Below are 13,145 nucleotides of genomic sequence, written 5' to 3'. Positions count from 1 at the left end.
GAGAGCCTGTCAGCGGCCGCGCGCAGGGTGTCGCGGGGTGGCCGGGCGCCGGTTCGCCGGGGAGGCCTTAGGCTCGGGCCGAGGAGTGATCGAACGGAGGCTCGCATGACGGTGCCGCAAGGGCGACGAAGCAGTACGTTCACACGGCTGCTGCGGCACGGCTTCACCGACCCGTCCGCCGCGGAACGGCTCCTCGACGACCCCGCGCTGAGCGCCGTGCGCGACGACCCGCTGCTCCTGGACGCGCTCGGCGCCACCGCCGACCCCGACCTGGCCCTTCTCGGCCTGGTCCGGCTCGTGGAGGCGCAGGACGACGACCTCGGGCGGCGCGAGCTGCTCGACACCCTCGTCACCGCCAAGCCCCTGCGCGACCGGCTCCTCGGCGTGCTCGGCGCCTCCGAGGCCCTCGCCGACCACCTCGCGAGGCACCCCCTGGACTGGCGCGCCCTCGTCACCTACGAATCGGCGGACCTGCACCCCGGCGTGGCGGAGTTCGAGCGGGGCCTCGCCGACGCCGCCGACCCCGAGTCGCTGCGCGTCGCCTACCGCCGCTGCCTGCTCTCCATCGCGGCCCGCGACGTGTGCGGCACGACCGACGTCGCCGAGGCGGCGGCCGAGCTCGCGGACCTCGCGACGGCGACGCTGCGGGCCGCGCTCGCCCAGGCCCGCGCCGCGGCGCCCGGCGATGCCGCGCAGTGCAGGCTCGCGGTGATCGCGATGGGCAAGTGCGGCGGCCACGAACTGAACTACGTGTCCGACGTCGACGTCATCTTCGTCGGCGAGGCCACCGAGGGCACCGACGAGGACAAGGCGATCCGGGCCGCGACCCGCCTCGCCTCGCACATGATGCGGATCTGCTCCGACACGAACGTCGAGGGCACCATCTGGCCCGTCGACGCGAACCTCCGCCCCGAGGGCAGGAACGGCCCCCTGGTCCGCACGCTCTCCAGCCACCTCGCGTACTACCAGCGCTGGGCCAAGACCTGGGAGTTCCAGGCGCTGCTCAAGGCCCGCCCGGTCGCGGGCGACCTCGCGCTCGGCGAGGAGTACGTCGACGCGCTCGCCCCGCTCGTCTGGCAGGCCGCCGAGCGCGAGAACTTCGTGCCCGACGTGCAGAAGATGCGGCGCAGGGTCGTCGAGAACATCCCGGCGGGCGAGGTCGACCGGGAGCTGAAGCTCGGCCCCGGCGGACTGCGCGACGTCGAGTTCGCCGTGCAGATGCTCCAGCTGGTGCACGGCCGCAGCGACCGGTCGCTGCGCAGCGGCTCGACGCTCGTCGCGCTCCAGGCGCTCGGTGCGGGCGGCTACGTGGGGCGCGTGGACGCCGCTCAGCTCGACGACGCGTACCGCTTCCTGCGCTCCCTCGAACACCGCATTCAGCTCTACAAACTGCGCCGCACCCACCTCGTGCCCGAGGACGACGCGGACCTGCGGCGCATCGGCCGCTCCCTCGGCATGCGCACCGAGCCGATCACCGAGCTCGGCCGCGCCTGGAAACGGCACACCTCCGTGGTGCGCAGGCTCCACGAGAAGCTCTTCTACCGCCCGCTGCTCGACGCCGTCGCGCAACTCGCCCCCGGCGAGGCGCGGCTGAGCCTGGAGGCGGCCCGCGAACGCCTCGTGGCGCTCGGCTACGCGGATCCCAGCGCGGCGCTCAGGCACCTGGAGGCGCTGGCCTCCGGCGTCACCCGCAAGGCGGCCATCCAGCGCACCCTGCTGCCGGTACTCCTCGGCTGGTTCGCCGACTCCGCCGACCCCGACGCGGGGCTCCTCGGCTTCCGCAAGGTGTCCGACGCGCTCGGCAAGACCCCCTGGTACCTGCGGCTGCTGCGGGACGAGGGCGCCGCCGCGGAGAACCTCGCCCGCGTCCTTTCCGCCGGACGCCTCGCCCCCGACCTGCTGCTGCGCGCCCCCGAGGCCGTCGCCATCCTCGGCGACTCCGGCGGCCTGGAACCGCGCGGCCGCGCCCACCTGGAGCAGGAGATACTGGCCGCGGTGCGCCGCGCGGACGGCGCCGAGCAGGCCGTGACCGTGGCGCGCGGGGTGCGGCGCCGCGAGATGTTCCGCACCGCCGCAGGCGACCTCATCGGCTCGTACGGCACGGAGGACAGCCCCGCCGAGGCCGACCCCGGCACGCTCGTGGACCGTGTGGGCGACGCCGTGTCGGACCTGACGGCAGCCACCATCGCGGGCACGCTGCGCGCCGTCGTCCGCGAAGGCTGGGGCGACACGCTCCCCACCCGCTTCGCCGTCATCGGCATGGGCCGCTTCGGCGGCCACGAGCTGAGCTACGGCTCGGACGCCGACGTCCTCTTCGTGCACGAGCCGCGCGAGGGCGCCGACGAACAGGAAGCGTCGAAGGCGGCGGCGAAGGTCGTCGCCGAGATGCGCAGGCTCCTGCAACTGCCCTCCGCGGACCCGCCGCTGCTCATCGACGCCGACCTGCGCCCGGAGGGCCGCAGCGGCCCGCTGGTGCGCACCCTTCGGTCGTACGAGGCGTACTATCGCCGCTGGTCCCTCGTATGGGAGTCCCAGGCGCTGCTGCGGGCCGAACCGGTCGCGGGCGACGCGGACCTCGGGCGCGCCTTCATCGAACTCGTCGACCCGCTGCGCTACCCGGCGGAGGGTATCGGCGAGGACGCGATCCGCGAGATCCGCCGCCTCAAGGCCCGCATGGAGGCGGAGCGCATGCCGCGCGGCGCCGACCCCACCCTCAACGCGAAGCTGGGCCGCGGCGGCCTCTCCGACGTCGAGTGGACCGTCCAGCTCCTCCAGCTGGAGCACGGCTGGGCCGAACCGGGACTGCGCACGACCCGGACCCGTGAGGCCCTGGCCGCGGCCTGCGCCGCGGAGCTGATCCCGGCGCAGGACGCGGCGACCCTCGACGAGGCGTGGGTCCTCGCGGCCCGCGTCCGCAACGCGGTCATGCTGGTGCGCGGCCGGGCCGGCGACACGTTCCCCTCCGACGGCCGCGAACTGGCGGCCGTCGCCCGGTATCTGGGGTACGACCCGGGCCACGTCGGCGAGATGCTGGACGACTACCGGCGCATCACGCGCAGGGCCCGGGCCGTGGTGGAGGAACGGTTCTACGGGGCCTGAGAGCCTGTCGCCGTCAGGTGCGGTACGCGAAGTAGCGCGCGTCGGGGTAGGACGCGATCAGGCTCGCGAGCGACCTGCGGTAGGTGTCGGTGGAGTGGTAGGTCAGGTACGGCATGCCCTGCCTGTTGCGGTACGTCACCAGCATGGTGTGGTCCTTGGACCCGTTCTTGTCGAAGTCCACCTGCAGGACGTCGCCGACGTCCAACTGGTAGGCGCTCGCCAGGTTCGGGGCCCGCCGGTTGGACAGCGTGAACCATGCCCATTCGTTCACCCCGACCCAGGAGGTGCTCTGGCCCGCGCTCTCGTACCACCAGTTCCGGTAGTCGTAGGCGGAGCCGGGGACGGGCTTCCAGCCGCCCGCCTTCAGCGCCTGGCTGACGAAGTTGGTGCAGTCGCCGCCGGCGCCGTTGAACTTGCGGTAGGCCGGGTTGTAGCTGCGCCAGTACTTCTCCGCGTACTGCGCCATGGCGGAGTAGTCGTAGGCACCGGTCGTCTTGCCCGAGGGCATCGGCGTGGTGGGGTACTTGGTGGAGGCCGGGGTGCCGTCCGGGTACTGGTTGCCGTCGTCGTCGACGGTGTTCGTCCGGGCCGCCGAGGGTTCGTCGACCGCGACAGGACCCTTGTTGCGCGAGGTGATCGCGGTCAGCTGCCAGCCCCCGTCCTTCGTGTTCGCGAGCTTCAGCTCCTGCCGCGTCGAGAACGCGGTGGTGCGCGGCCCGCCCGCGCTCACCTTCTTGTACGTGAGCGTCGACGACGCGGTGACCTGGACGGTCGCCGTGCTGCCGGTGAGCGTGGCGCTGTCCACGACGACGCGGGTGTCCGCCTTCGTGTAGGCCTCGCCGAGCTGGGCGAGGCGCGACTTGCGGGCGCGCAGCGACCGCAGCGCGGCGTCCTCGTCCGTCCGCAGCCGACCGGACATGCGCGGCGTCACCGCTCCGGTGTCCTGGCCGCCGCGCCCCGCGCGGTCCTCCACCAGGGCCTGGGTGCGCCGGGAGAGGACATCGTCGGCGATGCGGGCGAAGGTGGCGAGCGTCCGCTGGTCGGCCTTGCGGGGCACGGCACCGGCGTCCGCGTGCGCGGTGGGCGCGAGCAGGCAGCCGGACGTCACGGCCGCGGTCACACCGGCGATGGCGGCGGATCTGTATCTCTTGGGTATCGCTATGGATATCACTGCGTTTCCTCTTCCGTTGCCGTATCTCCCCGACAGGGGCACGGAATCTTGACACAAGTGCGGGCCCTTCCCGAGCCGTTGCCCCCCTCTTTTGCGGAACCCGGAAGCTCCCGGACCAGGCAGCCAGGGCCCACGGGCCCGGCCGTACGCCTCCAACTGCCTCTAATGTGAGCGCCAGAGCGCAACAGAGGAGGCATACGGGGTGGGTGGGCGCAAGATGGCCGCAGGCCAGGGCGGCGGGAGACGGCGGGCGGCACCGGGGGGACGCCGCGCGGCGACCGGCCGACGCAGGAAGTCCAGGCAGCGGACCACGACGGGTGGCATACCCGGCGCCCTCGCCGTGGCGCGCGGACAACTGCGCCGGCTGCGTCCGGCCTACCCCCGGCCGGGCCGCAGCGGTTGGCGCCGGTGGCTGCCTTCGTGGCGCCAGTGGCTGGGCGCTTTCCTGTACTTTGCGCTCGGCTTGACCGGCTTCGTCACGATCGCGTACGCCACCACAGACATACCGGACGACCTCAACTCCTTCGCCACACAACAGGACAACGTGTACTACTGGTCCGACGGCAGCGTCATGGCGCGCACCGGCTGGGTCATCAGGCAGGAGATACCGCTGAAGAGGGTGCCGCCGAAGGTCCGGGGCGCCGTCCTCGCGGCCGAGAACGCGAGCTTCTACTCCGATGCCGGTGTCTCACCGAGCGGTGTCCTGCGTGCGGCGACCGCCGCGATCACCGGGGGAGAGACCCAGGGCGGCTCGACCATCACCCAGCAGTACGTGAAGAACGTCTACCTCAGCCAGGACCGCACCCTGTCCCGGAAGTTCACCGAAGCCCTGCTCGCCGTGAAGCTGGACAACCACACGAGCAAGGACAAGATCTTCCAGGCCTACCTGAACACGAGCTGGTTCGGGCGGGGCACCTACGGCATCCAGCGCGCCTCGCACGCCTACTACGGCAAGGACGTCTCGCGCCTCAACCCCAGCGAAGGCGCCTTCCTGGCCTCTCTCCTCAAAGGCGCCGGACTCTACGACCCGGCCCTCGGCAAGGAGAACCGCGAGCGGGCCGTCGACCGCTGGAACTGGATCCTGGACCGCATGGTGGCGACCGGCCACCTCAGCCAGGCCGAGCGGGCCACCTACAAGAAGTTCCCCGAACCCACGAAGTCGGGCTCCGGCGACATTCCCGGCGCACGGACCGGCTACCTGGTGGAGCTGGCCAAGCGGCACGCGATCAAAGCCGGGCACATCACCGCCGCAGACTATGATTTGGGCGGCTACCAGATCCGCACGACCTTCGACCGCAAACGCACCAAGGCCCTGACCGCCGCCGTCCACCGGGCCGAGAAGGACTTCGACGCCGAGCGGCGGCCCGACACCGACCAGCACGCCAAGATCGGCGCGGCGAGCGTGGCTCCGGACGGCCGGCTGCTCGCCGTGTACGGCGGCCGCGACTTCCTGAAACAGGGCTTCAACCAGTCCAACGCGACCACGATTCCGGCCGGTTCGACGTTCACCCCCTTCGTCTACGCCGCCGCGCTCGAGGACGGTGTCAAGCGCACCCGGGAGGGGGGCCGCACCCCCGTCTCCCCGGCCAGCGTCTACGACGGCGACGACAAGATCGCCGTGAAGACGCCGGAAGGGCCCTACTGGGACCGCAGCGGCAAGGTGGTCAAGGGCCGCAACGAAGGCGGCCGCGACTGGGGCGAGGTGACCTTGCGCCGGGCCGTCGCCGACTCCGTGAACACACCCTTGCTCCAACTCGGCCTCGACGTCGGCCTGGACCGGGTGGAGAAGTACGCCCTGCGGGCGGGGCTGCTCCCCTCCAGCCTGGGAGAACGTATCCCTGTGTTCGCGCTCGGGGAGAACTCGACGCCCAGCGCCATCCGGATGGCCGGCGCCTACCAGACCTTCGCCGCCCACGGCATGCACACCGACCCCTACTCGGTCAGCTCGGTGACCCGGGCCGGGGACGCCGTGCCGCTCGCCGTACCGCGACCAGCGCGGGCGATGTCGGAGAAGACCGCCCGGGCGGTCACGGACGCCCTGCGGGCCACCATGACCGACGGGTCGGCGAAGGCGGCGGGCGCGGCACACCTCGGCGCCGTGGGCAAGACCGGGACGACCACCGCGAACACGGCGGGCTGGTTCGTGGGAGGTACCCGCGACGAGACCACGGCCGTGGTCGTCTACCGCATGTCGCTCAAGGACCTGGTGCCCCTGTCGCTCAAGGGCCTTGGCGGCGACGCCCCCACCACACCCGCCAGCCGGCGGGCGGTGGACCTGTGGACCCGCTACGTCAAGGCGCTCACCTAGGGCCTGAGCCGGGCGTCCCCGCCCGTCCCGCTACCTGATGAGCGCCTTCCACTTCGGTGCCTGCGCCGGGTCGAGCAGGCGCAGCCGGTCCAGGACCTTCGGGTCCTGGACATCGAGCCAGTCGGCCAACTCGCGGAACGACACGCAGCGCACCTCCTTGCGCGGACACACCTTGCGCATCACGTCCTCGACGGCGTTCATGTAGATGCCGCCGTTCCAGTCCTCGAAGTGGTTGCCGATGAACATCGGCGCCCGGCTGCCGTTGTAGACGCGGTTGAACCCGTTCATGTACGAACTGGAGACTTGCGCCTCCCATGCCGGGAATTTCGCCGGGTCGCCCTGGGTGCTGTCACCGGACTGGTGATAGAGGAAGTTGAAGTCCATGGAGAGGACCTGCACCTCCTTGCCCTCCAGGGGCAGGAGCTGCAGCGGGAAATTCCACAGGCCCCCGGCCTTGGACGGCCAGATCTGGAAGTCGCCCGACGAACTCGCGTCGTAGCGCCAGCCGAACGGCTCGGCCGCGGCCAGGAGGTTCTTCTGCCCCTCCAGGCAGGGCGCACGGCCGCCGACCACTTCCCGGTCCGGGTCGAAGGGCAGTGGGCTCTCCTCGGTGAACCCGGTGTTGGTCTTCCACTCCTTCATGAACGCGTACGTCTGCTCGATCTCGCTCTTCCACTCCGCGACACTCCAGTCGCCGCCGCCCTTGGGGCCGCAGAAGTGCCCGTTGAAGTGCGAACCGATCTCGTGCCCGTCCTTCCAGGCACCGCGCAGCTGCTCCAGCGTGGTCTGGATGTGCGGGACGGTCGGATACGAGATGGCGGCCGCCCCCTCGTTGTGCTGCGGCGGACGGTAGAGCGACTTCTTGCTCTCCGGCAGGAGGTAGATCCCGGTGAGGAAGAACGTCATGTGAGCCTTGCTCTCCCGCGCCACTTGGCGGAAGTGGGAGAAGCGGCGGTCGTCGCCCTCCAGCGCGCCGTCCCAGGAGAAGACCACGAACTGCGGCGGTTTCTCACCGGGCTTGAGCTTCTTGGGCTTGAGCTGCCCCGGCTGCGGGCCGGCGTACGAGGTGGAGCCGTCCCCCAGGACCCGCACCTTGCCGTCCCACTTCTCCTCCCCCTTCTTCGCCCGCTTGGCCGCTCGCGCCTTCTGCGCCGCACTGCCCGAGGAAGCGGACGCGGTGCGCCCGGAGCCGCCCCCGTCCCCGGAGGAGTCGCCCAGGGCGATGACCCCCGTGGTGGCCACGCCGCCCAGCCCGATCACAGCCGCGATCACGGCCAACTGCTTGCGCCGCCGCGCCTTGGTACGTGCCTTGCGGGCAGTACGGGACCCGGCCCGGGCGGGTCCGGTGCCGTCGCGTTCGCTCACTGCGGTCCCACCCCGTGTCCAGCGCGGCAGGGCCACGCGTGAAATGTTTGTATGAATATAGGACTGACCGCGTGCGTGTCCGCACCCCGGGTCGCCCGTGAGCGCACACCCGGCGCCCCCTGCGCTGCCCCATCAGCCGCCCAACACTGCCCCCGCGCACCTGGCCCGAAGTCCCCTCCATGGCGTATTCAGGAAGAGTTCGAGTCCGTCTGCCTGGAGGCCCCATGCGTGCCCGTGAAACCGCCCGACCCGCCGACGGGGAGCGCGCCGGACGCGTACCGGCCCGTGGCGCCGCGTCGCCGTCGAGCGCGGAGGGCAGCATGACCGCGCAGGACATCCGGGCCCTGCAGCGCAGCGCGGGCAACGCGGCCGTCGTCCGCGCGGTGCAGCGGTCCTCCGTCCATGACGTGCTCCGCGGCGGCGGGCGCCCCCTCGACACGGGAACCCGCACGGACATGGAGGCCCGGCTCGGCGCGGACTTCTCCGACGTCCGCGTCCACGACGACAGCGCCGCGAAGGCCTCCGCCGCCGAGGTCGGCGCCCGCGCCTACACCTCCGGCAACCACGTCGTCATCGGCGACGGAGGCGCCGACCGGCACACGCTCGCGCACGAGCTGACGCACGTCATCCAGCAGCGGCAGGGGCCGGTCGCGGGCACCGACAACGGCTCGGGCCTCAAGGTCTCCGACCCGTCCGACCGGTTCGAGCGCGAGGCCGAGGCCAACGCCCACCGGGTCCTCTCGGGCCCGGCGCCCGAGGCCCACGCGGAGGCGGCCGCGCACGACCACGACCACGCGGGCCACGCCGGGGCCTCGGTGCAGCGCGCCCCGGCCGCCCAGACCGCGGCTCCCCGCGTGGACTGGAACCAGCTCCTGGACATCATCGTCGGCTCGGACCGTACGCTCGCCGGGTTCCAGTTCGGGTCGGAGTGCCGGAACAACGGCGGCAACAACCTCATCTCCCGGCCCGTGGAGGTGACCGTCACCGCGGGCGGCACCACCGCCCGTCTCGCCGTCCACCTCAATGTGATGCTGACCTCCGGCGGCGAGGTCAGGGACCGCAAGACCGGTGCGTCCACGGCGTCGATCAGGGGCTCCCTCTTCCACCTGACGGCGCGCCCGCTGGCCGGTCAGAACCTGATCCACGAGGCGGGTGCGTCCAGCCTCACGGCCCAGGAGTCGATCCACGTGGGCCGGAACAACGCCGGAGGCTGGAACAACCGCCCCGAGAACACCCAGATCCTCGCCCGCGCCGTCGACGTACCGAGCGAGACCCTCCTCGGCGCGCTGGACGCCAGGTACCCGCACGGCGGCATCGAGGACCTGATCGAGCGCTTCAAGAGGGACGTCGGCCGCGCCGTCATCCACGGCCTCGCCCCGGAGGTCGTCCACGTCAACTGGGACGGGGACGAGTCGTTCAAGTAGGCAGGCGGTCCGGCGCGGCCACGTCGCGCGGCAGGGCGTACGGCATCGAGCCGTACCAGAGCCGCGCGACCGCGAAGCCGAAGGCCAGGCAGATCATGCCGCCGACCGCGTCGAGCCAGAAGTGGTTGGCCGTCGCCACGATCACGACGAGCGTCGCCACGGGGTAGAGCAGGCCGAGCACCTTGGCCCACGGCACCGACGCCAGGGCGAAGATCGTGAGCCCGCACCACAGGGACCAGCCGATGTGCATCGACGGCATCGCCGCGTACTGGTTCGACATGTTCTTGAGGTCGCCGGAGGCCATCGAGCCCCACGTGTGGTGGACGACCACGGTGTCGATGAAGTCGGTGCCGTTCATCAGGCGCGGCGGGGCCAGCGGGTAGAAGTAGTAGCCGATCAGGGCGACCGCCGTCGTCGCGAAGAGGACGAGGCGCGTCGCCGCGTACCGCCCCGGGTGCTTGCGGAAAAGCCAGACGAGCACACCGAGCGTGACGACGAAATGCAGGGTCGCGTAGTAGTAGTTCATGCCGACGATGAGCCATGTCACCGAGTCGACGGCGTGATTGACGCTCCGCTCGACCGCTATCCCCAGATCGTGCTCGACGCGCCAGATCCAGTCCGCGTTGCGCAGCGCCTGCGACTTCTGCTCCGGCACCGCGTTGCGGATCAGTGAATACGTCCAGTAACTGAGCCCGATGAGGAGGATCTCGAACCAGAGACGCGGCCGGCGGGGCGTTCGGAGGCGACGGAAACGACGCAGCGCGTTCCGCCCATTGCGGCCGTTCTTCTCGTCCGCGATGGGTGATGAGGCGGGCGTTTCACGGCCCTCGAGTGTCGTCACGGTCGTCTCACCCATAGGGACAGAGTCTGCCAGATCCCCACCCTTCGACCGATCATCCCTTGGTCGGGTTCGGACCGCATTCTCTACGCCGCAGGAAGGAGGATGTGACCCTGAAGTGACCCCAGGGGCCCTAGGGCCTGTGTCGCCCTAGGGGCGCCCGGGACCCGAGGCGGTTGAACCGCGAACGACCAGTTCGGGCATGAAGACGAATTCACCGGGCGGCGCCGGGGTGCCGCCGATCTCCTCCAGGAGCGTGCGCACCGCGGCCTGGCCCATGGCGGGCACCGGCTTGCGCACGGTGGTCAGCGGCGGATCGGTGAACGCGATCAGCGGGGAGTCGTCGAAACCGACCACCGAGACGTCGTCCGGCACCTCCAGGCCGCGTCGGCGCGCCTCCCGTATCGCACCCAGCGCCATCATGTCGCTGGCACATGCCACGGCGGTGCAGCCGCGGTCCAGGAGCGCCGAGGCCGCGGCCTGACCGCCCTCCAGGGTGTACAGGGAGTGCTGGATCAGTTCCGACTCGACGGCGCCGGGGGAGAGGTCCAGCTGCTCCCGCATCGTACGGACGAAGCCCTCTATCTTCCGCTGGACGGGCACGAACCGCTTCGGGCCGAGGGCCAGACCGATGCGTGTATGACCCAAGGAGACCAGATGGGTCACCGCGAGACGCATCGCCGCGCGGTCGTCCGGCGAGATGGACGGCGCCCGCACGTGCGGCGAGTGGCCGTCCACCAGGACGAAGGGCACGCCCTGTGCCCGCAGCTGTTCGTAGCGGTGCATGTCGGCGGAGGTGTCCGCGTGCAGCCCCGAGACGAAGATGATCCCCGCTACCCCGCGGTCCACCAGCATCTCGGTGAGCTCGTCCTCCGTGGAACCGCCGGGGGTCTGCGTGGCGAGCACCGGCGTATACCCCTGCCGGGTCAGGGCCTGCCCGACGACCTGCGCGAGCGCGGGGAATATCGGGTTCTCCAGCTCCGGCGTGATCAGCCCGACCAGGCCCTCGCTGCGGCGGCGCAGCCGCACCGGGCGTTCGTAGCCGAGCACGTCGAGTGCGGCGAGCACGGACTGACGGGTGCCCGCGGCGACGCCCGGCTTGCCGTTGAGCACGCGGCTGACTGTCGCTTCGCTGACCCCCGCCTGGGCTGCGATGTCGGCTAGCCGTGCGGTCACAGGATTGGACTGTACCGGTCGCGTCTCAGGCTGCCCACCAGACCGCCGAATCCGCCGGAAGCACCGTCCGCCCCGCGCCCGGCGCGATCTCCGCGCTGGCCAGGAGCGGCGTGCCGGGCGTCGGCAGCGCGACCGGCGACGCCGCGAGGTTTACCGTGCACACGAACGAACCGGCGGAAGTGGTGCGGCGGAACGCGAGCACGCCGTCCGGCGCCGGCAGCCACGTGATGTCGCGGCCCGCGCCGAGCGCCGGATGTGCGCGGCGCACGGCGAGCGCCCGCCGGTAGAACTCCAGCGTCGACGCAGGATCGCCCGACTGCGCGGCCACCGACAGGTCCTTCCAGGCCTCCGGCTGCGGCAGCCAGCTCGGCCCGCCGTCCCGCGGCCCGAAGCCGAACGGCGCCCGCTCCCCGGACCACGGCAGCGGCACCCGGCAGCCGTCCCGCGTGCCGTCCTGCCCCGACCCGCGGAAGAACGCCGGGTCCTGCCGCACCTCGTCCGGCAGCTCCGTCACCTCCGGAAGACCCAGCTCCTCGCCCTGGTACAGGTAGGCCGAGCCCGGCAGCGCCAGCATCAGCAGCGTCGCCGCCCGCGCCCGGCGCAGCCCCCGCGCCTCGTCGCCGTCCGCGAAGCGCGTCGCGTGGCGTACGACGTCGTGGTTGGAGAGCACCCATGTGGCGGGCGCGTCCACGGCGTTCATCGCGGCCAGCGACCGGTCGATGACGCCGCGCAGCGCGTCCGCGTCCCAGCCCGTCGTCAGATACTCGAAGTTGAACGCCTGGTGCAGCTCGTCACGGCGCAGATAGCGGGCGCTGCGCTCGACCGTCGGCGTCCACGCCTCGGCGACGGCGATCCGCCGCGCCCCGCCGTCCCGCCCGTACTCGTCGAGGATGTTCCGCCAGTCGCGGTAGATCTCGTGCACACCGTCCTGGTCGAAGTACGGCACGGCCTGCTTGCCGAGCAGCTTGACCTGCTCCGCGTGTCCGATGTCCGGCAGGCCCGCCGCCTTGACCAGACCGTGCGCGACGTCGATGCGGAACCCGTCGACGCCCAGGTCGAGCCAGAACCGCAGGACGGACCGGAACTCGTCGTGGACGTCCGGGTGCTCCCAGTCGAAGTCGGGCTGCTCCGGCGCGAACAGGTGGAGGTACCACTCCCCGTCCTCGACGCGTGTCCACGCCGGGCCGCCGAACACGGACTCCCAGTCGTTCGGCGGGAGTTCGCCGTCCGCGCCCCGGCCGGGGCGGAACAGGAAGCGGGCGCGGGCCGCGGAGCCCGGGCCCTCGCGCAGGGCCCGCACGAACCACTCGTGCCGGTCGGAGCAGTGGTTGGGCACGATGTCGACGATGACGCGCAGGCCGAGCGCGTGCGCCTCGCCGATCAGCCCGTCGGCGTCGGTGAGCGTGCCGAACATCGGGTCGACGGCGCGGTAGTCCGCCACGTCGTACCCGGCGTCGGCCTGCGGCGACGCGTAGAAGGGGGAGAGCCACACGGCGTCCACGCCCAGGTCGCGCAGGTAGGGCAGACGGGCCGTGATGCCCGGCAGATCGCCCATGCCGTCGCCGTTCCCGTCGGCGAAGCTGCGCGGATAGACCTGGTAGATGACGGCGTCGCGCCACCACTCCCCGGCGGGCGAGGACTCGGTGGCGGGCGCGGAGGTGACGTTCTGGGTCATGGAGTCCCTCAGGACGGGTGCGGAGGTCGGCTTCTCCGGTGAGAACGCCCGGCGGAACACGAAGGTCACGAGGGCGCGGCGGCGCCAGG

At 71.7% G+C, this 13,145-nt stretch carries 8 protein-coding genes; 3 read left to right on the top strand and 5 right to left on the bottom strand.

Features of this window, described 5'->3' with window-relative positions; genetic code table 11:
- Positions 1-105 precede the first annotated feature (105 nt).
- Entirely contained in the window at positions 106-3,099 is a 2,994-nt protein-coding gene (locus tag DEJ49_RS09795; RefSeq protein ID WP_150183772.1) for a bifunctional [glutamine synthetase] adenylyltransferase/[glutamine synthetase]-adenylyl-L-tyrosine phosphorylase, read from the top strand.
- Between the two features lie 13 nt (positions 3,100-3,112).
- On the opposite strand, the gene DEJ49_RS09790 is transcribed toward DEJ49_RS09795, so the two are convergent.
- On the bottom strand, positions 3,113-4,219 hold the full coding sequence (locus DEJ49_RS09790; RefSeq protein WP_223832781.1) for an amidase domain-containing protein: 1,107 nt from the start codon (positions 4,217-4,219) through the stop codon (positions 3,113-3,115).
- 514 nt (positions 4,220-4,733) lie between these two features.
- Between DEJ49_RS09790 and DEJ49_RS09785 the strand changes: the two genes are divergently transcribed.
- Positions 4,734-6,578 carry a transglycosylase domain-containing protein gene (locus tag DEJ49_RS09785; protein ID WP_411757148.1) on the top strand — a complete coding sequence of 615 codons (1,845 nt, stop codon included), beginning with the start codon at positions 4,734-4,736 and terminating at the stop codon, positions 6,576-6,578.
- Positions 6,579-6,608: 30 nt separating this feature from the next.
- On the opposite strand, the gene DEJ49_RS09780 is transcribed toward DEJ49_RS09785, so the two are convergent.
- Complete coding sequence (locus DEJ49_RS09780; RefSeq protein WP_190329303.1) at positions 6,609-7,943, bottom strand: hypothetical protein; 1,335 nt, start codon at positions 7,941-7,943, stop codon at positions 6,609-6,611.
- A gap of 224 nt (positions 7,944-8,167) precedes the next feature.
- Here DEJ49_RS09780 and DEJ49_RS36335 point away from each other — a divergent pair, with 224 nt between their 5' ends.
- Positions 8,168-9,367 carry a DUF4157 domain-containing protein gene (locus DEJ49_RS36335; protein WP_223832780.1) on the top strand — a complete coding sequence of 400 codons (1,200 nt, stop codon included), beginning with the start codon at positions 8,168-8,170 and terminating at the stop codon, positions 9,365-9,367.
- Here the strand turns inward: DEJ49_RS36335 and DEJ49_RS09770 are convergent.
- The 3 genes from DEJ49_RS09770 to DEJ49_RS09760 form a co-directional block, all read right to left on the bottom strand.
- Entirely contained in the window at positions 9,360-10,223 is an 864-nt protein-coding gene (locus DEJ49_RS09770; RefSeq protein ID WP_150183770.1) for a phosphatase PAP2 family protein, read from the bottom strand. The genes DEJ49_RS36335 and DEJ49_RS09770 overlap by 8 nt on opposite strands.
- Positions 10,224-10,355: 132 nt before the next feature.
- A complete protein-coding gene (locus tag DEJ49_RS09765; protein WP_263398782.1) occupies positions 10,356-11,381 on the bottom strand; it encodes a LacI family DNA-binding transcriptional regulator in 1,026 nt (341 codons plus the stop codon).
- A 25-nt stretch (positions 11,382-11,406) separates the two neighbouring features.
- Positions 11,407-13,056 (bottom strand): glycoside hydrolase family 13 protein, encoded by a 1,650-nt coding sequence (locus DEJ49_RS09760; protein ID WP_150183768.1) that lies wholly within the window; start codon positions 13,054-13,056, stop codon positions 11,407-11,409.
- Positions 13,057-13,145: the final 89 nt, after the last annotated feature.

The organism is Streptomyces venezuelae (genome assembly GCF_008642335.1).
GTDB lineage: Bacteria > Actinomycetota > Actinomycetes > Streptomycetales > Streptomycetaceae > Streptomyces > Streptomyces venezuelae_F.
Note: the sequence above shows the minus strand (reverse complement) of the source record. Positions and strands in the feature narration are given on the sequence as shown.